We start from the raw sequence: 22,798 nt of genomic DNA, 5'->3' as shown, positions 1-22,798 counted from the left end.
CGCGAGGCGCCGGGCTCAGGCGGAAGGCAGTGTTTCGCCGGAAGCCCGTTCCCGGGTTGCCTCGGCGAGCAGGTCGCGCACCTCGTCGTCCTCGGTCTGCGCGAAGTCGCGGTACCACAGGCCCACGGAATAGAAGGGCTCGGGCATGCGGACGCAGACGACCTCGTCCGCCACCTGGGCCAGGCTTTCGCAGGACTCGGCCGCGGCCACGGGCACGGCCACGATGATGGCCGCGGGCTCCAGGAGCCGCAGCGCCGCCACGGCCGCCCGCATCGTCGTTCCAGTGGCCAGCCCGTCATCCACCAGGAGGACGGTGCGCCCCCGCACGTCGGGGAGCGGCCGGCCTTCCCGGTAGCTCTCTTCACGCCGCTGGAGCTCCACGGCCTCGCGGCGGGCCGTGGCCTCAATCTGCTCGCGGCCGATGTTCAGCTCGTCCACGACCTCGCGGTTGAGCACCCGCACGCCCCCGGAGGCGATGGCGCCCATGGCCAGCTCCTCGTGGCCGGGCGTGCCCAGCTTGCGGACCAGGAAGACATCGAGCGGCACTCCGAGCTCCCGCGCGACTTCGGCGCCCACGGGTACGCCGCCCCGTGGCAGCGCCAGCACCAGCGTGCCGGGTTGCCGCGCGTGGCGCCGCAGGTGGTCCACTAGCACGCGGCCTCCCTCATAGCGGTCCTGGAATTCGGGCTCTCGCATGCCGCCACTCCTCGCCGCTCCCTGGAGTGGAACGGGCGCTCGTCAGGAGAAAGCTGGCCACGCCGGTGGCCTCGTGGAACGGGACGGGCGTTCGTGCTGGCGCCAGGCGCTCGCCTGGCCTCCCGTCTTCACGCCGCGGGGGGCGCGGCGTGCTCGTCCGCCACGCTCCCGGTGTTGCTCACGCGATGATTTCCGGCCGTCCAGGCTGATTGGGCACTGGCGGATCATGAATGCCGGGCGGCTTGATTTCGGGCGGCTGCGGCGGCTCGATTTCCGGCGGCTGTCGCGTGGGAGGGTCCTTCTTCGGCGGCGCCTGCGGCCCGGGAGGCTCACGCCCGGGCTTCTTGTCGGGGTCGGGATCCTTCACGGGCGAGTCAGGTGTCGTCGGTACCTCGGGCATGCCGTGTTGCTCCTCTCGGGTTGACCAGCACGAAAGACAGTGGGCACGCCCGAGCCTGCGGGCACCGTCCTCGTTGCCCAGTCAACGCGAGGACCTCCGGGCGCTGAGCCGCCCGGTTGGTGGCCGGGCATCCCCCGCGGACGCGAGCGAGGCAGCCCCTTCCCGTCTGCTGCACTGCGCCATCGCCGCCTTCACGTTCCGAGGAGCGAAGGACACGAGCCAGAAGGAGGCGGACGATGAAAGCTGCCCTATGGGGAATCGGTGGCGCTGGGCTGGGCCTGGGGTTGATGTACTGGACGGATCCACGCAGTGGCCGCTGGCGCAGGTCCCATCTGCAGGGGAAGGCCGTCCACGCGGCGCATGAGGCGGGAGGCGCGGTGGGCGTCGTCGCTCGGGACCTCTCGCAGCGCTCGCGCGGCGTCTTTTTCGAATCGATGCGCAAGCTGCACCGGGCACCGGTGGAGGACCTTGTCCTGGAGGAACGGGTGCGCTCGGCCCTGGGCCGGGTGTGCTCGCATCCCGGGGCGATTCGCGTGATGGCTCGGGATGGCCTGGTTCGGTTGGAGGGCCCCATCCTTCGCGAGGAACTCCGGCGCGTGCTGCCCCGCATCGGCAAGGTGCAGGGGGTGCATGGGCTGGACAACCAGCTTGTTCCGTATGCGGAGGGCTCAGCGCACCCGGCGCTGCAAGGAGGCAGCATGCGCTCGGGTGAGTCGAGGATCTTCCTCCAGGAGCACTGGTCGCCGTCCGAACGGCTCTTCGGGGCGCTGGGCGGCCTGACACTGGCGGCCTGGGGGCTGGGACGCCGGGGACTGACGGGCACCCTGGCGGCCCTGGGCGGCGTGATGCTGGGCACGCGGGCCTTCACGAACCTGGGGTTGCGACGGCTCACGGGGATGGGCGCGGGACGGCGGGCCATCACGCTTCACAAGGACATCAACGTGAACGCGCCGGTGGAGGAGGTGTTCGCCTTCTGGAGGGAGATGCAGAACTTCCCCCGGTTCATGACACACGTGGATGAAGTGATTCCGGGCGTCGAGGGCCGCTCGCACTGGAAGGTGCGCGGGCCCGCGGGGCTGCACTTCGAATGGGACGCCGTCGTCACGAAGTTCGTGCCCAACAAGGTGCTGGCCTGGAAGAGCGTGGAGGGCACGGCGGTGGAGAACCTGGGCGTCATCCACTTCGAGTCCACGCCGCGTGGCGGCACTCGGGTGGACATCCGGCTGTCCTACAACCCGCCGGCCGGGGCCATTGGCCATGCCTTCGCGAGGCTGCTGGGCGCGGACCCGAAGAAGCAGATGGATGACGACCTGCTGCGCTTCAAGTCGCTGCTGGAGCGGGGAAGGGCCACCGGCCGTGAGACGGTGACGCGCGAGCAGGTCGCGCCCCGGCGGATGGAGTCCCGGGGCCCCCTCACTCACTAGGCGGTGCCGGCCCCGGCGCTTCAATTCCGCCGCCCTCTCCAAAGCGCAAGCGCTTATGCAGCGCTTGCGCCCCTCGCCGCGCCGCGGTGGCCTACTTCGACGGCGTCGGGATGGCGAAGTCGAGCAGGTGCGCGGGCACTGCCGTGGCGGTTGCCACGTTCCAACTGTCCGGCCGGTTGGCCAGGTCACCCGTGGGCAGCACGCCGTTGCCCAGCACACCCGTCTTGTTCCGGCCCCAGGAGTAGATGGTCCCATCCGTGGCCGTGGCGTAGCCGTAGAACGACTGCGCGGTGTTGTGCAGGGCCCTGAAGGTGACGCCCGGGGCAATCCGCACGGGGTCGAAGACCATCATCTGATACTGCGACCAGTCCCAACGGTAGGGCGTGTGGTAGGTGGCGAAGTCCAGCATCACCCCGTTGCCGACTTCGCCCATCGCGCTGTCGCCCCAGCCCCACAGCGAGCCGTCGTCCAGGATGGCGTGGGTGGCGTGGCCGTTCGCGGACACGTGGGTGACCTTGCGTGCGCCGAACACCGGGAAGGACAGCTTCACCGGCGTGGCCACCGGGTACCACCCGCCCGCGGGATTGCCCAGGCCCAGATAGGTGCCCTGGATGCCCCAGCCCCACAGGTCGCCGTGCTCATCCAGCGCCACCACCCAGCGACTGCCGCCCGCGGCGACTTCCGTCACCTTGACGGGGATGTTCACCGGATTCGGCCGCGCATAGTCGTTGTGCCTGCCCGTGCCCAATGTCTCCCCCGCAGCGGTGCCACCACCCCAGGCCCACACCGTTCCCGCGTCATCCGTCGCGAAGAGGGTGTTGTCGTTGGTGGTGAATGAGGTGATTCGTACGCCTGGGGGCAGGGGGACGCGTGTGGGGCGGGTGATGTTGCGCGCGCTGGTGTTGCCATCGCCGGCAATGCCCAGCGTATTGCCAATCGCCGTGCCGCTCATGCCCCAGACCCAGACGGAGCCGTCTGCCTTCAAGGCCATGTTGAAGAGCATCGCGCTGCGCACCGCGACGACATTGTCGAACACCGCGCCCGTGGCGTCGGTGAGGATGAGGTAGGGCTGGCCGTTGTTCGGAGTCGTGCTCGTGTTGGGGGAGTCGTTCGTGGTGCCATCCCCGCGTTGGCCGTAGAGATTCTGGCCGAACGTCCACACGCGCCCCTGGGTGTCGAGCGCCAGACTCTGGAACCCACCGCCCGCGACGTCCTTGAAGCGCAGGTGCTCCGGAAGTGAGATTCGAATGGGGGGCACGTGGTTGCCGGCAATGGAATGCCCCACGCCGAGCTGTCCAGCGCGGTTGGAGCCGATACCCAGCACCTGCCCATCCACCAGATAGAACGCCTGGTACTCGGCGGTCGCGATGCGAGTCAGTCCGGCGAGACTGTCTTCCGCTTTTGTGGACTCCGCGTCATTCGGTGGCGCCTCCCTTTCCAAGTCGTTCGACGACCCGGAGCATCCGAGGAGGACCAAGGCGAGCGAGACGAACACCGCGCGAGGAAAGGGCATGTGGCAATTGTTACTCGATGGCCGTGGTAGGCCGGAACCACGCCATACGACGACCTCGTGCACCTCACTCCCTGGGTCCGGTTGAGGCGCTTCACCGCCCTTCGGCTTGCGCGCCTCGCAAGGTCATGACCGCGCATGGCGATGCTGGCGACCCGCTTTCCGTCGTCTTGGGGCATGGCGATTCCAGTGGGCGCGCTCCAGGCGCGCGACGTGCGCCGACTGGACCACCCGGCGTGCTCTGGCACAATGCGGAGCGTCTCGTGACTCCCTTCGGACGCGCCGGAGGCAGCGTGCGCAGGAGGCGCGATGCGGCTCGACCTCGCGGATCTTCGCTTGTTCCTCTGCATCGTGGATGCGGGGAGCATCACGCAAGGTGCCCAACGCGCGAACCTGACGCTGGCATCCGCGAGCGAGCGTCTGCGAAGCATCGAGGATGCGGTGGGCGTCAAGCTGCTCGAGCGGCGGCCTCGGGGCGTGGTCACGACCGAGGCAGGTGACGCACTCGTGCACCACGCTCGGTTGATCCTGCATCAACAGGAGTTGTTGAAGGATGAGTTGAATGCGTTTGTTTCAGGCCGGCGCGGCACCATTCGCCTCCATGCCAACACCGCGGCGCTGACCGAGTACCTGCCCGAGAAGCTGGCGCCATGGCTTGCCAGGCACCCGAGGCTGAACATCGACCTGAGAGAGCGAACCAGCGCGGATATCGTCAAGGCGGTCGAGGCAGGCCTGGCGGAGGCCGGACTGATTTCGGACGCCGTGGAGACGGGCACGCTTCAAGTCCGCCCGGTGGCGCCCGACCCCCTGGTGCTCATCATTCCCGCCGGGCACCCGCTGGCTGCATCCAAGAGCCTCGCGCTCAGGGATGTGTATCGGGAGCCCTTCGTCGGCCTGGCGGCCGAGAGCGCCTTGCAGGAGCACATTGACGGGCACGCACGTCGCGCGGGATTCGACGTGTCCTTCCGCGTCCGGATGAAGGGCTTCCGGGGGCTGTGCGAGATGGTGTCTCACGGCGTGGGCCTGGGCATCGTCCCGGAGCGCGTTGCGAATCGGCATCAGCGGGAGGGCACCTATCGGAAGGTGCCCCTGTCGGAGGCCTGGGCCCAGCGCCGGCTCTGTGTCTGTTTCCAGGACTGGGACGACCTGTCATCTCCTGTTCGTGAGTTGCTGGAGTACCTGCTCGGTGGAGGAGAATGACGGCACACCCGTGTCATGCGGGGGCAGACGCGATACGAGGACGGAGTGGAGTCTGAGGGCTGTGGGGATTCGCCGTGAACCCATGTTCACGCGCAAACCTTGCGCATGCCGGGGCCGGATGGGGGATGCGCGCACATCTTGCGCGCGTCCTTGGGCCGCCCTCCGTGCACAGGCACTGGCCTGAGGCTTGCTGAAGAGTTCCCGCCGGGCCGGAATGGTCGGGCTCCAGGAGCCTTCATGGCCATTCGCGGTGCGCCACAGGCGGTCCATGTCATGTCCCCGGCGGAGTCCTTGGACTCGCGGGCCGTGGCCCCTGGGCGGCGTGCCGAGCCAGCGCGAAGCGGGGGAGGAAGTTCCTGCTCTCATGCGTTCAGCGCGGATAGGCTCTTACCCCAGGACTCATGGCGGAAACCTTGTTCGAGGAATTGAAGCGGTACGTGGGGTTCTGCTCGGCGGACGAGCAGGCTCTCATGACCTTGCACGCCACCGCGAAGCCCCACTTCCCGCGCTTCGCTCGTGTCTTCTACGACCGCATCCTGGAGCATGAGGGGGCTCGGCAGGCGCTCGAAGGGGGAGAGAGCCAGGTGGGGCACCTGCGCGGCACCTTGCAGGTGTGGATGGACCAGCTCCTCCGCGGCCCCTGGGACGAGGTCTATTACGCGCTGCGCTGCCGCATTGGCCGCATGCACGTGCGCATCGCCCTGCCGCAGCACTACATGTTCGGCGCGATGAACGTCCTGCGGCAGGAGTTCAACAGCCACATCGACGCCACCTACCTGGAGCAGCCCGCGGCGCTCCGCGCGGCCCGCTCCGCGGTGGGGAAGATTCTCGACCTGGAGCTGGCCATCATGCTCCACACGTACCGGGAAGATCTGCTGGCGCAGCAGGCGCGCAGCGAGCGGCTGTCCACCTTTGGCCAACTGGTGGGCTCCATCGGCCACGAGCTGCGCAATCCGCTGGGCGTCATCGAGACGTCGCTCTACATCCTCCGGGGGCGCCCGGGGGCCGTGGACGAGCGCACGACGAAGCACCTGGACCGCATTGGCGACCAGGTGGGCATCGCCAACCGCATCGTCTCCGACCTGCTGGACATGATTCGGGACCGGCCCCTGCACCGGCAGGAGGTCTGGTTGGACGAGGTCTGGCAGGAAGCGCTCAAGGCCGTGCAGCGGCCCGACACTGTCGTCGTGAGCGCGGAGGGACTGACCTCATTGCCCGCGGTTCAAGGCGACGCGGGGCAGTTGCGCCAGGTGTTCGTGAACCTGCTCGACAACGCCGTCCAGGCCCTGGAGGAGACGGGCGGGACGGTGTCACTGTCCGCCGCCACGTGCGAGCCGGGGATGGTGGAGCTGGTGCTGGAGGATTCCGGGCCGGGCGTCAGCGACGTCATCCGCCGCCGCCTCTTCGAGCCGCTGATGACGACGAAGGCGCGCGGCATCGGGCTCGGGCTCGCGCTGGTCAAGCGCATCGTGGAGCGGCATGGGGGGAGCATCGCGTATGTCCCCCGTCCCGGAGCGGGAGCGCGCTTCGTGATTCGGCTTTCCCTCGTCGCTTCGGAGGAGACGCATGCGCCAGTACCTCCTGCTGGATGACAACCTGGCGTTCGCGGAGAACCTCGCGGAGATTCTGCGCGACGGCGGGGACGCGGCCACTGTCGTCACGAGCGGTGACGAGGCCGTGCGGTTGGCGCGCACCACGCGCTTCGACGTCCTGCTGACCGACATGCGCATGCCCGGCATGAGCGGCGCGGATGCCGTGCACCACCTCCGCCGCGTGGATCCGGGCCTGGCCGCGGTGGTCATCACCGCGCACCCACGCCAGGATGACTTGGAGACGGCCCGGCGCGAAGGCCTGCTCGCGGTGCTGCCCAAGCCCGTGCCCATCCCCACGTTGGTGGAGCTGCTGTCCGGTGCTCGCCGGGATGGGCTGGTGGTGCTGGTGGAGGACGACCCGGCGCTGAGCGACAACATCGCCGAGCTGCTGCGCGGGCGCGGCTTCTCCTGTGTGACGGCGGCCTCGGTGCTGGACGCGGACCGAATCCTCTGCGCGCAGCCCTTCGCCGCGCTGGTGGACTTGCGCATTCCCGGAGGGCCGGATGGTGAGGCCTTGCGACGGCTGCGCGCGCGCTATCCTCACCTGCCCACGTTCGTCATGACCGCCTATCCCGACGCGGCCCCGCTTGATGGGACCACGGGCGTCTTCTCCAAACCCTTCGACCCAGGCGCGCTGATGGAGGTGCTGGAAACGGCGCACGCGGCACGCCCCACCCACGCCTCATGAGCGAGCCCACTCCTCCGTCCCTTCCGTCCGTCCTGGTGGTGGATGACAACGCGGCCTTCCTGGACAACTTGGAGGAGTTGCTCGGGGATGCGGGCTACGCCGTCCGCGGCGCGTCCAGTTGCAAGGCGGCGCGCGAGCGGGTCCGGGAGGGCTTCGACGTGGCGCTGGTGGATCTGCGCCTGCCAGACGGAGATGGGACGGCGCTGGCCGCCGAGCTGAAGGCCGCGTCGCCGGACTCGGAGGTGGTGCTGCTCACGGGCTTCGCCACGTTGGAGACGGCAGTGGCCGCGGTGCGGGCGGGTGCGTGTGCGTACCTGATGAAGCCTTGCGCGCCGCAGGAGCTGCTGCTGACGCTGGAGCAGGCGATGCGGCAGGTGCGCCTGCACGCGGAGAAGCGCGAGCTGGCACGGCGCGCCCAGGTGACGGAGAAGCTGGCGGCGGTGGGGACGATGACGGCGGGCCTGTCCCACGAAATCCGCAACCCGCTGAACGCGGCGGCGCTCCAGCTCTCCGTCCTCGAGCGGCGTCTACGGCGTCTTCCGGATGGGCAGCAGGCGCCCTTGCTGGAGCCGCTGCTGTTGGTGCGCGATGAAATTCGCCGCCTGGACCACATCCTGGAGGACTTCCTCCAGTTCGCGCGGCCTCGCGAGTTCCGTCCCGCCTCCGTGGACGTGAACGAGCTGCTGCGGCGGGTGGTGGATCTGCTGAGCGGGCAGGCCGCGTCCCGCAAGGTGTCACTGGACGTCACGCCACGCGAGGCGCCGGTGCCGTCGGTGGCGGGCGAGGAGGAGCGGCTGCGTCAGGTGCTCATCAACCTGTGTCTCAACGCGCTGGAGGCCACGCCAGCGGGAGGCACCGTGACGTTGTCCGCGGGGCACGAGGGCGGGCGCGTGTGGCTCACCGTGGACGACAGCGGCCCGGGTGTTCCCCAGGAGGTCCGGGACCGCATCTTTGAGCCCTTCTTCACCACGAAGGCTCAGGGCTCGGGGCTGGGGCTGTCCATCGTCCATGCCATCGTCACGCAGCATGGCGGTTCGCTGGAGGTGGACACGGCGCCCGGTGGGGGCGCTCGTTTCATCCTCCGGATGCCGCTGGCGGGGTAGGGCCCGTCAGCGGCAGGCGGGACGCGCTACCGCTGCGCCGTCGGGCTGTGGAACTCGAAGGCGTCGCAGTCGTCGCACGTCCCCGGGGCCGCGGCGCCCACCACGTCGGAGAGGTCGAGGCCCGCGAACTGCCGGGACTCATGCGTTCCGCCGCCCGGCTCCCTCGTGAACCAGACGTCGAAGACGTAGCGCACGGCCACGGGCTTCCCGTTGAGCGTGGCGGGCTCGTAGCGCCAGGTGGAGAGCGTGCGGATGACGCCTTCCTCCAGGCCTCGCAGGCCCTGGATGGGCTGGCAGTCGGTGACGGAGCCCTGCGCGGTGATGATGCAGCGGGCCACCACCGCGCCCTTGGGGAAGCCTCCGAAGTGGGACTGAATCCCGTAGGCGATATTGGGAAGGTGGATGCGCTCGCCCGAGAGGAACCGGGGTGGGGTGATTCCGGGCCGGAGCGTCTTGACGGGAGCCGACGCCTTCATGGCCTTGTAGACTGCGTCGAACGCGGAGGCTCGCGAGGGCGCCGGCGCGGAGACGACCACCCGGCGCAGCTCGGTGGCGTGCTCGTCGGCGTGCGCGGAGGCGGCCTCGGCCAGGGCGGCTTCGGGCGACTCCAGGGAGGTGTCCTCGAGGAGGACGGGCGCGGCGGGCTCACCGTCGAGCGAGTAGGGCACGCGCGACAGCTCCGTGCGGGCAATCGTCCCTGTGTCCGGGATGAGGAGGGGGGCGGGCCGCGTGGGACGGGGCTTCGCCGCGGGTGCTCGCTCTGCCTTCGCCGCCGCCTTCGGGCGCTCGATGGGCGCGGGGGCCTGCCGGGCCTGGGCGGAGAAGGTCGCCGGGGCCACGAGCAGATGGTGCATGGGCAGGGTGCTGGACAGTCGCTGCCCCGTGCTGGGGGTTGCCTCCGCGTGGAGGGACGGCGCGCTCACCGGCTCCGTCGCATGGGCCGTCTCCGGCAGCTGCGACGACCCCAGGGCCACGGCGAGCACGGCGCTTCCCAGCCCGCTGGCGAGCCGCCAGGACCGGCGCGGCGTCATGCCTTCGGACACGGACAGCAGCCGGCGCACGCGCATCAGCAGTGAGCCATCGCTCACGCCCAGGGCGGGGTGGGGTGACGGGGCCAGGCGCAGCTCCTCGATGTGGGCCAGGGCGCGGGCGTAGAGCAGCGCATCCCCGCAGCACTGGACGGCCAGGTCATCCGCGCAGTGCTCACGCTCCTCGCGGATGCGGTGGGACAGCCACCAGACGGCCGGGTGGTAGAAGAGGAGGGTCTCCACGAAGGACTGGAGGAGGTTGACCAGGTAGTCGTGGCGCCGGATGTGGGCCAGCTCATGGGCGAGGATGGCCTCCAATTGCGCGGCGGACAGCCCGGTGATGGCCCCCGCCGGCACCAGGATGAGGGGGCGCCACAGGCCAATGACCATGGGTACGTCGACGCGGGCGGAGGCCAGCAGGCGCACGGGCCGGGACAGGTGGACGTGGCGCAACGCACGCGTCAGCGCCTCACGCCAGGGGGCCGAGGGGGCCTGCGTCTCCTGCCGGGCCATCCGGTGGGTGATGAGCCAGGCGGCCACGGTCCGGGCCGACAGGAGGAGAACGCCGCAGCACCACGCTGGCAGCAGCCAGGGCCGGAGCACCTCCGTCCAGTGCGGCTCCGCCAGGGACGCGGTCTCCGTCGCGACCACGGTCAGCATGCTGGACTGGGCCAGGGACTCGAAGGCTCCGAACGTCACGGCGCGCGAGGCCTCCGCCAGCGCCGTCAGGAACGTCACCACGGGCAGCACGGCCATGGCCACCAGCCCCAGGCACGCGGTGGCGTAACGCGTCCGCGCGGCGCGCTGCGGCGTCAGGGACAGGATACCCGCGACGGCCAGGGCCACCACCGCGCCCTGCCACAGGAAGCCGAGCAGGGCCTGTTCCAGGGCGTGGAGATAACGCGCGTCCATCATTTCCCCCGCTTTTCGTGTGCGTCGAGCAGCCTGCGAATCTCCGCCAGTTCCTCGGCGGAGGCGCGCTTCATGGACAACGCCTGTGCCACGACCGACGTGGCCGACCCCCCGAAGGCCCGGTCCATCAAGTCGCGCAGGAGGTCGCGCTGGGTGCGCGTCTCGCTGATGGCGGCTTCATAGACATGGGTCCGCTCGCTCTCGTCACGCTGGACGATGCCTTTCTCCGTCATGTTCTGGAGGAGCTTGAGGACCGTGGTGTAGCCGGTGTCCTTGTCCTGGGTGCCCCGCATCAGCTCGTGCACCTGCCGGACGGTGCTGGGGCCCTGCTTCCAGAGCACGCGGAGGATGGCCAGCTCGGCACGCGTCGGCTGCGGGAGGGCGTGGGTGGTCATCTCGCGGAGTATTACGACGGCCGTCGTAAGAGTCAACGACGCCCGTCGTAGATGTCCGTCCCTGGAGGCATTGCCCTTGCTATGGGGCGGGGGACAGGGCTTTGAGCTCGCGGAGCGGGTCGAGGGTGGTCAGCGAGGATGCCAGGATTTGGAGTGCGAAGGGGCCCCTGAGGGCGCTCGTGGGAATCAGCCGCGCCGCCAGGGGACGCTCGTCCCCTGCACCCAGCCCTGTATCGTCATCCGTCACCATGAACCCTTGCTCCCAGATGGACGCCAGCAGTTGCGTGGGGCAGTGGCCCGCCGCGCTGGCTGTCTTGAGTTCCAGGTACGCCTGCCGGTGCGTGCCTTTCGCATAGGGTTCCAGGTAACGGCCTCGAAGGGCGGCTTCCACCAGGCCAATACAGCGGCCAATCGCCGGCTCACACGCGCGTGCCTTCTCGCTGACCTCCACGGGCGACGCGATGCTCGAAAAGGCCGAGGCGGACCACAGCACGGCCTTGAAGCGCTTTAGTTGCTCGGGGCTCAAGGGCCGCCAGTCGGGCGGAGGGTTCTCCAAGGTGGCGTAGAGCTTGTGCTCAATCGTGAGTATTGAAATGGCCACCATGCCGCCCACCAGGGTGTCCGTGCGATAGGCCAGCCACGCGAGCTGCCTCACGTCGCGCACGGCTTCCAGCGGCGTCCCCTGCTCAACCGCATGCCGGAGCCGCAACTTCGACCAGAGCACCAGGAGCGAGAACTCCGGAAAGGGCGCGGACATCAGGTCGAAAGGCTTGTCCGGTGGGATGGACGCACGGGGAATTGCATTCCAGTGGTCGAACGCATGCATCTGGCGCATCCAGCCGAAGTCCAGGCTAGAGAGGTCCAGGTCCGACGTTATCCAGTCCTCCATGCTCTCGGCCTTCTGGAGCAACAGAAGGTGTGCGGGGAGCCGAAGGGGTGACTCTCCCAGGCCGGGCGGGCCGGATGCCACGCGGAGCCATTCATTGAGCAGCGGGCCCGCATCGCCCAAGGCCCGTGGTTCGCGAAACCACGGCTCCGCGCCCAGCAGCGCCTGTTGCTCGCAGAAGAAGTCCACCTGCGCCGTGACGTCGGCCCGGAACTGCCCGATGGCGGGGCCGTATTGGCGCTGAGACCAGAGGTGGAAGGCCGCTAGGGCCAGCACGGCCAGCAGCAGGATTCCGCTCGCACCCCAGACCAGGACCCGCAGCAGCACGTTGCCCCGGTGAACCGAGGCTCGCCTCGAACGCCATCTCATCCAGGGCACGGTAGCAGTGCCCAAGCCCACCCATCAAACCGCTACGACTCCGCGGCAAGGTCATCCACGTCATCGGCCACGACCTTGAGCGGCGCGCCGCCCGGCGTGCCGTACTCCTTGAGCCGGTACTGAATCTTCCGCACGCTGATGCCCAGCACCTCGGCGGCCCGGGACGTGGAGCCCTGCACCATCTCCAGCGTGCGCAGGATGGCCTCGCGCTCGATGGCGGCCAGCGTGGCTCCCGGGATGAGCGCGCCCGTGGATGTCCCATGCGGCCGGGGGCCGCGCAGCACGGGCGGCAGGTCATCCGTCGTCAGCTCCTGCCCCTGCGCCAGCACCACCGCGCGCTCGATGGCGTTCTCCAGCTCGCGGATGTTGCCCGGCCAGTCATGGGACAGCAGCGCCTGGAGCGTCCCGGGCGCCAGGCCTCGCACCTGCTTGCCGTACGAATCGCTGTACTTCTCCAGGAAGTGGTTCACCAGCGCGGGGACGTCGCTCTTGCGGTCCCTCAGCGGCGGCAGCGTCACGCTCACCACGTTGAGCCGGTAGTAGAGGTCCTCGCGGAACCGGCCGGCCTTCACCTCGGCCACCAGGTCCCGGTGCGTGGCCGCGACGATGCGCACGTCCACCTTCAGCGTCTGGGTGCCACCCACGCGCTCGAACTCACGCTGCTGGAGGACACGCAGCAGCTTCACCTGAACGGCGGGGGAGATTTCTCCAATCTCGTCCAGGAACAGCGTGCCACCGTCCGCCAGCTCGAAGCGGCCTTCCTTCCGGGCCAGCGCTCCCGTGAATGAGCCCTTCTCGTGGCCGAACAGCTCGCTCTCCAGCAGGTTCTCGGACAGGGCCGCGCAGTGCACACGGATGAAGGGCTTGTCCTTGCGTGGCGACTCCTGGTGCAGGGCCTGGGCAATCAGCTCCTTGCCCGTGCCCGATTCACCCAGGATGAGCACCGTGGCGCGCGTGCCCGCCGCCCTCCGGATGACGTCGTAGATGCCCTGGAGCTGGGGCGACTCGCCGATGATGTCGTGGAAGCGGCGGACGCGCGAGCGTACCTGGTCCCGCAGCGCCTCCGCCTCCTGGCGCAGGCTGCGCTTCTCCAGCACCTTGCCCAGGGTGACGAGCACCTGGTCCGCGTCCAGCGGCTTGAGCAGGAAGTTGTCGGCGCCGGACTTCATGGCCTCCACGGCCGTCTCCACGCTGGCGAACGCCGTCATCATCACGAAGGTGGCGTCGCTGCCCTGCTCGCGCGCCGTCTTCAACAGCGTGAGGCCGTCCATCTGCGGCATGCGCACGTCGGTGAGCACCACCGAGGGGGAGAACTCGCCGATGCGAGCCAGGGCCTCGGCGCCGTTGGCGGCCTCGGCCACTTCGTAGCCTTCCTCATTCAGGATGGTGGCAATCGCCCGGCGGGCATTGTCCTCATCGTCGACGACCAGGATGCGCTGTGGGGACATGGGGGAGGTGGAGCCTTTGCTGTCAGGTCAGGATGCAGGGGCAATCGCGGCGGGTACGCTTCGACCACTGCTACGAGCGTGCCACGTCTCGACCACCGGTTCGATGCGCGGAGTGATGTTGATGACGGAGCTGGGGAAGCAGTGCGCGGGGAGTTCGGTGAAGATGAGGCGGACGGCCTCCGCGTCGGCCTCGGTGGCCACGGCCACGTGTGGGCGCACGATGAGGTCCGTGAGGTGCGGCGGCTGGTCCGCGCCACACACCACGCGGGCCACCGCGGAGCTTTGGTAGAAGAGCACGCGCACGTCCGCTTCCCGCGCCTGCTCCAGGAACGCCAGCAGGGTGCGTCCCTCCACCGCGCCCACGAGCAGGGCCTCCGGGGACCAGGGGCCCACGGCCACGGTGTCCTGCCCGGTCAGCGGCTGGCCAATGGGCACGGGCGGCGCACGGTCGCTCGTCAGCACGGCGCCGCGCTCCCCCTGCCAATAGAGGCGCGTTTCGTACTCAGTGATGGTCACGTTCGTCACGAGCTCACCTCCACCGAAGCCTGAGCAGGTAGTGCCCCTTCAACGCGCATGCCGCGCGACTGCTTCTTCCGGGACGCTGCGTTCGTACCGTGGTGCCGACCAGGCGGGGAGGGAAACTCATGGCAATCCAAAGAGGCGCAGCACGGTCGGTCCCGAAAGGCTAACCAGCAGACAGCCGCCCAACATCAGGGGAACCCCCAACTTCATCAGCTCGGAGGAGGCCAGGCCCTCGCCCACCGTCATCGCATTGGGCGGTGTGCTGATGACGAAGGGCATGCCCAGCGAGCATCCCAGGGCGACGAGGACCGGCGTCGAAGCGGCGGGATGGAGTTGCGTGGCCAGGGGGATGAGGAGCGCCGCCGTCCCGGTGTTGCTCATCAGCGCGGACAGCACCGCCGCCGCGGCCACCAATACCCCCAGCTGCACGGGCACCGGCCAGCCCGCGAGGTCCGCGCGGGCCAGTGCGCGAGCGATGAGCCCGGAGTGTTCCATCAGCCGGCCCAGGGCGATGCCACCGGCGATGAGGAGCAGCGTGGCCCAGTCCAACCGGCCCAGGTCCTCGCGCTTCAGCAGGCCGCTGCCGAAGAGCAGCGCGGTGGCGGCCAGTGCCACCACGGGCGCGGGCACACCGTGGAGCGGCTCCGACAGCCAGGCCACCACGCACGCCGCGCTCACCCAGAGCACGCGGCGTCCCGAGCGCGTTAGGGACACGGGCGCTTCGGCGGGCAGCGTCAGCCTGCCGCCCACGCGGAAGCGCAGCAGCACCAGGCCGAAGCCCGCCAGCAGCAGGAGCAGCGTGAGCGGCAGGGCGAAGGACATCCACTTCGCGAACGTGACTTGCGCATGTGCGGACGCGGCGGACACGGCGAGCGCATTGGGCCCGCTGCCCACGGGCGTGGCGATGCCGCCGACGTTGGCACCCAGGGCCACGCCCAGCAGCAGCGCGGGCCGTAGCGGCGCGCCCGCGGGCATCGCCTGGAGCAGGGGACGCAGCGCGGCCAGCATCATCGCCGCCGCGGCCACGTTGGACATCCACATGGAGAGGAAGGCGACGCCCGCCATCACCAGCAACACCAGCCGCCGCGGCCGCCCACCCGACAGCCGCATCACGTGCCGCGCCACCGAGGCGTCCAGTCCGTGCCGCATGGCGGCCACTTCCAGCGTGAAGCCACCCAGGAACAGGATGAGCACCGGGTCCGCGCACCACGCGAGCACCGACGGCAGCTGGTAGGCACGGTCCAACGGCCCCAGGAGGACGGGCGTGGCGCCCAGCAGCAGCAGCGTGGGCACGAAGGAGGGCACCACCTCCGTCAGCCAGAGCACCAGGCACGCACCGCCGATGAGCACCGTGCGCGTGGCCACCGGTGCCTCGACGCCGAGGAGCGCCACCAGCGCCACCCCCGTGAGCCCGGCCAGTGCGAACGCATGCCGGGACGCGGAGACGCCGGGTGGAGTCGCGGAGAGGGGGACCTCGGCGGAGGCCGCTCCGGCCAGGGGAGTGGGGGACATGGCGTGGGGGAACGCGCGCCAGGCGGAGAGGGGACGCGGGTCCGCCACTCACGCGCTGGCTTCGGGGTCAGGCATTGTATTCGGCGGCCAACTCCCGGCGGTCCTGCTCTCCGATGAGGTGCTGGGCGTAGCGGACCAGGTCCGCCTCGGTGAGGATGCCCTGGAGGACGCCGCCCTCATCCACCACTGGCAGGCAGCCGTACTTGTGCTCGAGCATCAGCGTCACCGCCCGGCGCAGCGGCGTGTCCGGGCGCACCGTCTGCACGTCACGCGTCATGATGTCTGCGGCCCAGAGCGGCTGCGCGGCCGGATCCGTGGCGTGGGTGGCGGCGGCGCGCAGCAGGTCGCGGTGGGTGATGAGGCCCACCAGCTTGTCTTGCCGCACCACCGGCAGGTGACGGATGCGGTGCAGGCGGAGCAACTCATCCGCCTTGGCCAGGTTCTGCGTTTCCTTGAGCGCGACGACGTCACGGGTCATCAGCTCTCCGACGATCTGCATGGCGGTACTCCTGGCGGGTGGAAGACGTCTATCGTCCCTTCATCACTGCATCTCCGGGGCCAACCGGTCTGCCCCAGGGAACGGTGTTTCCCTGCCTCTGGACGCGCAAGGTTTGCGTGAAGGATTGGCGCTCCGCAGACATTGCGCGGTCGACAAGCGCTTACGCCCGCGGCCGGGTTGAAGGCGGCCTCGCCGTGCGCTAGATGCTCACCCTGTCGCTAGGGGTGCCCCGGAAGGGGCTGAGACGGCCGTAGTTCCGGCCAACCCTTGGAACCTGAACCGGTTAGTACCGGCGGAGGGAAGCGGCCCGGGAGGCTTGCTGCCCCCCGACCGTCAGCCCGTCCGCCCTCTCAAGAGGAGATGCGTGATGAGCGGAGCGTCCAGAAGCCTGAAGGTCGACGGGAAGGTGCTGGAGGGAATCAGCCGGGGCCCGTTGCCAGCCTCGCGCAAGGTGTACGTATCCGGCGTGCTGCACCCGGACCTGCGCGTGCCCCTGCGTGAAATCAGCCAGACGCCCACGCGCCATGGCCACGGCCCGGACGCGAAGGAGACGGCCAACCCGCCCGTGCACGTCTACGACTCCAGCGGGCCGTATACGGACCCGGCCGCGGAGCTCGACCTGCGGCAGGGCCTGCCCGCGCTGCGCGAGTCCTGGATTCTGGGCCGCAACGACACTGAAGCGCTGTCTGGCGTGAGCTCCGAATACGGCCGCGCCCGTGAAGCGGACCCGCGACTTGCGGGCCTGCGCTTCGCCCACCGCCGCGCGCCGCGCGTGGCGAAGTCCGGCGCCAACGTCACGCAGCTGCACTACGCGCGCAAGGGCATCATCACCCCGGAGATGGAGTACGTGGCGCTGCGGGAGAACCTCCAGGTGGAGGCGTCGCTCGCGGCCCAGCACCCGGGCCAGTCGTGGGGCGCGGCGATTCCTCGGGTGATGACGCCCGAGTTCGTGCGCGACGAAATCGCGCGGGGCCGCGCCATCATCCCGGCCAACATCAACCACCCGGAGCTGGAGCCGATGATCATCGGCCGCAACTTCCTGGTGAAGATCAACGCCAACATCGGCAACTCGGCCGTCACGTCTTCCATCGAGGAAGAGGTGGAGAAGATGGTGTGGTCCATCCGCTGGGGCGCGGACACGGTGATGGACCTGTCCACGGGCCGCAACATCCACGAGACGCGCGAGTGGCTCCTCCGCAACGCGCCGGTGCCCATCGGCACCGTGCCCATCTACCAGGCGCTGGAGAAGGTGGGCGGCAAGGCGGAGGAGCTCACCTGGGAGCTGTACCGCGACACGCTCATCGAGCAGTGCGAGCAGGGGGTGGATTACTTCACCATCCACGCGGGCGTGCTGCTGCGCTACGTGCCGTGGACGGCGAAGCGCCTGACCGGCATCGTCAGCCGTGGCGGCTCCATCATGGCCAAGTGGTGCCTCGCCCACCACCGGGAGAACTTCCTCTACACGCACTTCGAGGAGATCTGCGAAATCATGAAGGCGTACGACGTCAGCTTCAGCCTGGGGGACGGGCTGCGGCCGGGCTCCATCGCGGATGCCAACGACGCGGCGCAGTTCGGTGAGCTGGAGACGCTGGGCGAGCTGACCCAGATTGCCTGGAAGCACGACGTGCAGGTGATGATTGAAGGCCCGGGCCACGTGCCCATGCACCTCATCCAGGAGAACATGACGAAGCAGCTGGCCGTGTGCGGGGAGGCGCCGTTCTACACGCTGGGGCCTCTCACCACGGACATCGCGCCGGGCTACGACCACTTCACCAGCGGCATCGGCGCGGCGATGATCGGCTGGTTCGGCACGGCGATGCTCTGCTACGTGACGCCCAAGGAGCACCTGGGCCTGCCGGACCGGGATGACGTGAAGGAAGGCGTCATCACGTACAAGATCGCCGCCCACGCCGCGGACCTGGCCAAGGGGCATCCAGGGGCTCAGGCCCGGGACAACGCGCTGTCCAAGGCCCGCTTCGAGTTCCGCTGGGAGGACCAGTTCAACCTGTCGCTGGACCCCGAGCGCGCCCGCGCCTTCCACGACGAGACGCTGCCGGCGGAAGGCGCGAAGGTGGCGCACTTCTGCTCCATGTGCGGTCCGCAGTTCTGCTCCATGAAGATCACGCAAGAGGTGCGTGACTTCGCTGCGAAGCAGGGCGTGAGCGACGACGCCGCGCTTCAGTCCGCGCTCGATGAGAAGAGCGAGGAATTCAAGAAGGCTGGGAGCCAGTTGTACCGCTAGGCGGGTGACCCGTCAGATCACCTGTCCTGGACGTGACAATCGGAGCGGGCGCGTGTCATGGTGGACCCCGCTGGGTGCGGTGTGCGCGCCCGAGACATCTTTGGAGGGGATTTTCAATGGAGACTCCGCCGCAGGAGCAAATGGGTTCGTTCGTCAGTGGTACGCCGATGCCGACCCAGGATGAGAAGACGATGGGGCTGCTCGCTCACATGGGCACCATCCTGGCCAACTTCGTGGGCCTGGGCTTCGCCGTGCCGCTGGTGCTGATGCTGACGAAGGGCAAGGAGTCCTCCTTCGTCCGCGCCCACGCCGTGGAGTCGCTGAACTTCCAGATCACGATGTTCATTGCGGCCTTCGTCAGCGCCATCACCGTTTGCATCGGCATTGGCGCCGTCCTGCTGCCCATCGTCGGCATCGTCGCCATCGTCTTCGCCATCATCGCGGGCCTGAAGGCGAACGAGGGTCAGCTCTACAAGTACCCGGTCAACATTCGACTGGTGAAGTAGCGCGCCACGCGGGGCCGGCGGAAACGGTCCAGGAACACTCGGGCGGGCCAGGCGCGAAGGCGCGGGCCCGCCCGTCGTGTTTTCAACCGCCGATGCCCATCATGGACAGCAGCGTGGCGCCGTTGCCGGGCTCGGTGAAGCGGTGGCCTTCTGGCTTGTCGCCCAGCGCCCGGCGGATGGCCACGGCCAGCTCCATGTCGCTGGCGCCGCCGCGGATGAGCTGGTGCAGCGGCGCCTGCGCCCGGCCGCCAAGGCAGCTGCGCAAGTCGCCATTGGACGCCACGCGCACGCGGTTGCAGCTGCCGCAGAAGTTCTGCGTGAGCGGGGAGATGAAGCCCACGCGGCCTCCGGGCGCACGCCAGTAGCGCGCCGGACCGGCGGCGTCGCCCGTGTCATCAGGCGAGGGTTCCAGCGGCAGTCCTGACGCCTGGAGCCGCTCTACCAGCTCCGCGGTGGGCACCGGCGTGCCCTGACCGAAGGGCATCAGCTCGATGAAGCGGGGCGTGAAGCCGCGCGCGTGCGCATAGGCGATCAGGGCGGGGGCTTCCTCGTCATTCACGCCCCGCATGACGACGACGTTGAGCTTGAGGGACGCGTAACCGGCGCCCGCCGCCGCGTCCATGCCTCGCAGCACCGCGTCGAAATCCCCCTGCTTGGAGATGCGGCGGAACGTCTCCGCCAGGAGGGTGTCCAGGCTCAGGTTGAGCTGGGTGACGCCCGCCTCGCGCAGGGGGAGGGCGAGCCGCTCCAGGTGGCTGGCATTGCTGGTGATGGCCAGGTGCTGGATGCCGGGCACCGCGGCGATGCGCCGGGCGATGTCGAGGATGTCCGGGCGGATCAACGGCTCGCCGCCGGTGAGCCGCACACGGCGGATGCCCATGCGGGCGAAGACGGAGGTGATTCGCTCCAACTCCTCGGGGCCCAGCAGGTCCCGCTTGCCGCCCCACGAGGCGGGCGAGCAGTAGCTGCACCGGAAGTTGCACCGGTCGGTGATGCTCAGCCGCAGGTACGTCATCCGCCGCCCCTGCGCGTCCAGCAGGGGCGGAGCCAGCACGGAGGGCGGGGGCTGGAGGGCAGGCGTCGTCACGGCGGACCTGTCCTCATAACAGCCGCCCCCCCGTGCGGTCATCTCTTCCAGCCAGGCTCACCCCTTGTTGCCAGCCGCCGAACGAACGACGGCCGACTTGGGCTCGTCGTCGTCACTGGCGGAGTGGCCAGGCACGGCGGCGTCCACGTCGTCGTCCAGATCCGTGAGCCGGGCCAGCTCCGCCTCGGCGTCATGGGCGTCCTGCTCGGCCTGCGGGAGCTGGAGCTTCTTCGTCGCCATCTCCTGCTTGATGCGGATCAGCCCCTCCTCGCCAATGTCGAGGAACGCCCGCACGACCTCTGGATCGAACTGCGTGTTGGCGCAGCGTTTGATCTCCTGGATGGCGTTGGTGAACGTCGTGCCCTTGCGGTAGGGCCGGTCGCTCGTCATCGCGTCCAGCGTGTCCGCCACGGCGAAGATGCGCGCGCCAATGTGGATTTCTTGCCGCTGGAGGTTGCGCGGATAGCCGGCGCCGTCCCAGCGCTCCTGGTGCGAAAGGACGATGGAGGCGGGCGTGTCCAGGAACGGAATGGCCTGGATCATCTGGAAGCCGATGTCCGGGTGCTTGCGCATCTCCAGCCACTCGTCCGGGGTGAGCTTGCCGGGCTTGAGCAGCACCGCGTCCGGCACGCCAATCTTCCCGATGTCGTGGAGCAGCGCGCCGCGTCCGATCTCCTCCAGTTCCTTGCCCTGGATGCCCATGCGCTGCGCGATGGCGGACGTGTAGCTGACCACGCGCTGGGAGTGGTCGCTCGTCTCGTGCTCGCGCGCGTCCAGGGCGGCCACCAGGGCCAGCAGCGTGTTCTGGTACGTGTTGGCGATGTCGCGCAGGGCGCTGCGCAGCTCGGCCGTCCTGTCCCGGACCTTGCGCTCCAGCTTCTTCTGGTAGCGCTTGCGGGCCATCTCGATGCGGCGCTTGGCCAGCGCCCGCTCGATGGCCCGGATGAGGTCCGTGAGCTTGGGTGGCTTGAGCAGGTAGTCCACCGCGCCGCGGCGCAGGCAGTCCACGGCCGACTCGGTGTCACCGTAGCCCGTGAGCATGATGACGGAGGTGTCGGGGAGCCGCTCGCGGAGGTTCTCCAGGAGCCAGAGGCCGTCCTTGCCCGGCATCTTCATGTCGCTGATGACGAGCGGCGTCTCCTCCTCGCCCGCCAGGTCCAGGGCCATCTCGGCCCCATTGGCGACGACGCAGTTGTAGCCTTCCTCACGTAGCAGGACAGAGATGACGTCTCGTACGGAGTCGTCATCGTCGACGATGAGGATTCGGGGTGGGGCAGGGGGGATGGCTTCCACGGCGAGCGAGTCTAGAGGTTTCCGGGTTTCATTGGCCAACGAGTACGGGAATTTACCATCGGATCAGGGTTCACGGCTGATCGATCGGGGGACCTGGCGAGGGGACGACCCCTGGCGGTGGGTAGGACAGGCAGGCTCAGCGTCCTGTCCGCCCCTCTGAATCAGGCGCCGGGCCCGCCCGCCCGTCCGCTCGCGGCCCCAGGGACGGGTCGGGCCCCGGTGACGCCTGTCGTGCCACCTGCGTCCGAGGAGGCAGATGGACGACTCCTCACCCTTGACGTCGGGTTGCGTCAGGTGCGGGGTTGGGCGGGCGAGCGGCCGTACCGGAAGGGGGCCAGGTCCACGGCGGGCCGCTCACCCAGCACGGCCTGTGCGACGAGCTTCGCGGTGATGGGGGCCAGGAGGATGCCGTTGCGGAAGTGGCCCGTGGCCAGGAAGAGCCCGGGCACGGGGCCTTCACCCAGGTAGGGCCGCTTGTCCTCGGTCCACGGCCGGAAGCCCGCCCACGTCTCCGTGACGGGCGCCGAGCCCAACTCCGGGCACAGCTCCAGGGCCATGTCGAGGATGCGCGCCAGCCCCGCCGCGGTCACCTGCTTGTCGAAGCCCACCAGCTCCATGGTGCTGCCAGCGATGACCCGGCCGTCCGCGCGCGGCACCAGGTAGCCCTTCTCGGACGTGACGATGCGGTCCAGCAGGGGCAGGCGTGTCTGGAATTGGACCATCTGCCCGCGCGCGGGTCGCACCGCCCGGGCCTCCACGCCGGCGCCGTGGACCAGGGCGGACCAGGAGCCCGCGGCCAGCACCACCGCGTCGGCGCGCAGCAACTCGCCGTCCAGGTCCACGCCCACCGCGCGGCCGCCTTCCTGCACCACGCCGCGCACGTAGCCGCTGCGGAACTCCGCGCCCACCCGGGCGGCGGCCATCGTCAGGGCGCGCACCAGGAGCCGGTTGTCCAGCTGATGGTCGTCCGGGAAGTGCGCGGCGCCCACGGCCTTCGTAGACAGGCGTGGCTCCAGGGCGCGGGCCGCGGCGCCGTCGAGCAACTCGGCCCGGAGGCCCATGCCACGCTGCCACGCCACCGTGGCGTCCAGGTGGTGCAGGCTGGCCTCGTTGAACGCGACCTTGAGGATGCCGCAGGGCCGGTAGGCCACGTCCACGCCGGACAGCTCGCGCAGCTCGGCGGCGAAGGCGGGATAGAGGCCGCGGCTGCGCAGGCACAATTCCAGGAAGGCGCCCGGACCGTCGGACTCCATCTGGGGCGCGAGCATTCCCGCCGCCGCGCTGGAGGCCTCCGCGCCTGGAATGGAGCGCTCCAACACGACGACGCGCACTCCGGCCTGCCGCAGCCGCAGCGCGATGCCGCAGCCCATGATGCCCCCACCCACGATGATGACGTCCGCGACTTGCATGGGCGCTTCCTGCTCGCCCGCGCGAGTGTTTGCAAGCGTTGCGCGGGCTCTCCCCCGGGCCCGGTTGA

The 22,798-nt window shown here is 69.5% G+C and carries 20 protein-coding genes and 1 riboswitch; of the genes, 7 read left to right on the top strand and 13 right to left on the bottom strand.

What is annotated here, in order from left to right:
* Positions 1-15 precede the first annotated feature (15 nt).
* Complete coding sequence (locus OZ403_RS22075) at positions 16-696, bottom strand: phosphoribosyltransferase (protein WP_268781654.1); 681 nt, start codon at positions 694-696, stop codon at positions 16-18.
* 178 nt (positions 697-874) lie between these two features.
* Complete coding sequence (locus OZ403_RS22070) at positions 875-1,096, bottom strand: hypothetical protein (protein ID WP_140792700.1); 222 nt, start codon at positions 1,094-1,096, stop codon at positions 875-877.
* 236 nt (positions 1,097-1,332) lie between these two features.
* On the opposite strand from OZ403_RS22070, the gene OZ403_RS22065 reads away from it, so the two are divergent.
* The gene (locus tag OZ403_RS22065; RefSeq protein ID WP_237077303.1) at positions 1,333-2,520 is read left to right on the top strand and encodes an SRPBCC family protein; all 1,188 of its coding nucleotides are present in this window, start codon (positions 1,333-1,335) and stop codon (positions 2,518-2,520) included.
* Between the two features lie 91 nt (positions 2,521-2,611).
* Here OZ403_RS22065 and OZ403_RS22060 read toward each other — a convergent pair whose 3' ends face one another.
* Positions 2,612-4,033, bottom strand: coding sequence for an RCC1 domain-containing protein (locus OZ403_RS22060; RefSeq protein ID WP_140792696.1), 1,422 nt, complete (start codon positions 4,031-4,033; stop codon positions 2,612-2,614).
* Positions 4,034-4,339: 306 nt separating this feature from the next.
* Here OZ403_RS22060 and OZ403_RS22055 point away from each other — a divergent pair, with 306 nt between their 5' ends.
* The 4 genes from OZ403_RS22055 (at position 4,340) to OZ403_RS22040 (ending at position 8,613) form a co-directional block, all read left to right on the top strand.
* Entirely contained in the window at positions 4,340-5,230 is an 891-nt protein-coding gene (locus tag OZ403_RS22055; RefSeq protein WP_268781653.1) for a LysR family transcriptional regulator, read from the top strand.
* Between the two features lie 401 nt (positions 5,231-5,631).
* Entirely contained in the window at positions 5,632-6,822 is a 1,191-nt protein-coding gene (locus tag OZ403_RS22050) for a sensor histidine kinase (RefSeq protein ID WP_140792692.1), read from the top strand.
* Positions 6,797-7,510, top strand: a complete 714-nt coding sequence (locus OZ403_RS22045; RefSeq protein WP_140792690.1) for a response regulator — start codon at positions 6,797-6,799, stop codon at positions 7,508-7,510. The genes OZ403_RS22050 and OZ403_RS22045 overlap by 26 nt, the downstream gene beginning before the upstream one ends.
* The gene (locus OZ403_RS22040) at positions 7,507-8,613 is read left to right on the top strand and encodes a sensor histidine kinase (RefSeq protein WP_140792688.1); all 1,107 of its coding nucleotides are present in this window, start codon (positions 7,507-7,509) and stop codon (positions 8,611-8,613) included. Before OZ403_RS22045 ends, OZ403_RS22040 begins: the two co-directional genes overlap by 4 nt.
* Positions 8,614-8,639: 26 nt before the next feature.
* Here the strand turns inward: OZ403_RS22040 and OZ403_RS22035 are convergent, their stop codons facing one another.
* From OZ403_RS22035 to OZ403_RS22005, 7 genes are all read right to left on the bottom strand, one after another.
* Entirely contained in the window at positions 8,640-10,556 is a 1,917-nt protein-coding gene (locus OZ403_RS22035; protein WP_268781652.1) for a M56 family metallopeptidase, read from the bottom strand.
* The gene (locus OZ403_RS22030) at positions 10,553-10,948 is read right to left on the bottom strand and encodes a BlaI/MecI/CopY family transcriptional regulator (RefSeq protein ID WP_026113894.1); all 396 of its coding nucleotides are present in this window, start codon (positions 10,946-10,948) and stop codon (positions 10,553-10,555) included. The genes OZ403_RS22035 and OZ403_RS22030 overlap by 4 nt, the downstream gene beginning before the upstream one ends.
* 79 nt (positions 10,949-11,027) lie before the next feature.
* Positions 11,028-12,161, bottom strand: a complete 1,134-nt coding sequence (locus OZ403_RS22025; protein ID WP_268781651.1) for a hypothetical protein — start codon at positions 12,159-12,161, stop codon at positions 11,028-11,030.
* Between the two features lie 83 nt (positions 12,162-12,244).
* Complete coding sequence (locus tag OZ403_RS22020) at positions 12,245-13,660, bottom strand: sigma-54-dependent transcriptional regulator (RefSeq protein ID WP_268781650.1); 1,416 nt, start codon at positions 13,658-13,660, stop codon at positions 12,245-12,247.
* A 27-nt stretch (positions 13,661-13,687) separates the two neighbouring features.
* On the bottom strand, positions 13,688-14,185 hold the full coding sequence (locus OZ403_RS22015) for an OsmC family protein (protein ID WP_140792680.1): 498 nt from the start codon (positions 14,183-14,185) through the stop codon (positions 13,688-13,690).
* A gap of 117 nt (positions 14,186-14,302) precedes the next feature.
* The gene (locus OZ403_RS22010) at positions 14,303-15,694 is read right to left on the bottom strand and encodes an SLC13 family permease (RefSeq protein WP_268781649.1); all 1,392 of its coding nucleotides are present in this window, start codon (positions 15,692-15,694) and stop codon (positions 14,303-14,305) included.
* 67 nt (positions 15,695-15,761) lie between these two features.
* Positions 15,762-16,193 (bottom strand): CBS domain-containing protein, encoded by a 432-nt coding sequence (locus OZ403_RS22005; protein ID WP_140792676.1) that lies wholly within the window; start codon positions 16,191-16,193, stop codon positions 15,762-15,764.
* Between the two features lie 210 nt (positions 16,194-16,403).
* Positions 16,404-16,511: riboswitch (TPP riboswitch) on the top strand.
* Between the two features lie 49 nt (positions 16,512-16,560).
* On the opposite strand from OZ403_RS22005, the gene thiC reads away from it, so the two are divergent.
* Positions 16,561-18,435 carry a phosphomethylpyrimidine synthase ThiC gene (thiC, locus tag OZ403_RS22000; protein ID WP_268781648.1) on the top strand — a complete coding sequence of 625 codons (1,875 nt, stop codon included), beginning with the start codon at positions 16,561-16,563 and terminating at the stop codon, positions 18,433-18,435.
* A gap of 140 nt (positions 18,436-18,575) precedes the next feature.
* Complete coding sequence (locus tag OZ403_RS21995) at positions 18,576-18,941, top strand: DUF4870 domain-containing protein (protein ID WP_237077302.1); 366 nt, start codon at positions 18,576-18,578, stop codon at positions 18,939-18,941.
* 82 nt (positions 18,942-19,023) lie between these two features.
* On the opposite strand, the gene moaA is transcribed toward OZ403_RS21995, so the two are convergent.
* The 3 genes from moaA to thiO form a co-directional block, all read right to left on the bottom strand.
* Positions 19,024-20,028, bottom strand: a complete 1,005-nt coding sequence (moaA, locus tag OZ403_RS21990; protein WP_140792670.1) for a GTP 3',8-cyclase MoaA — start codon at positions 20,026-20,028, stop codon at positions 19,024-19,026.
* Positions 20,029-20,085: 57 nt separating this feature from the next.
* Positions 20,086-21,321, bottom strand: a complete 1,236-nt coding sequence (locus OZ403_RS21985) for an HD-GYP domain-containing protein (RefSeq protein WP_140792668.1) — start codon at positions 21,319-21,321, stop codon at positions 20,086-20,088.
* A gap of 290 nt (positions 21,322-21,611) precedes the next feature.
* The gene (gene thiO, locus OZ403_RS21980; RefSeq protein WP_268781647.1) at positions 21,612-22,730 is read right to left on the bottom strand and encodes a glycine oxidase ThiO; all 1,119 of its coding nucleotides are present in this window, start codon (positions 22,728-22,730) and stop codon (positions 21,612-21,614) included.
* Positions 22,731-22,798: the final 68 nt, after the last annotated feature.

Origin of the sequence: Myxococcus sp. NMCA1 (assembly GCF_026810205.1) — a bacterium.
GTDB lineage: Bacteria > Myxococcota > Myxococcia > Myxococcales > Myxococcaceae > Myxococcus > Myxococcus xanthus_A.
The sequence above is the reverse complement of the archived record's forward strand: the minus strand, read 5'-3'. Positions and strand labels throughout refer to the sequence as shown.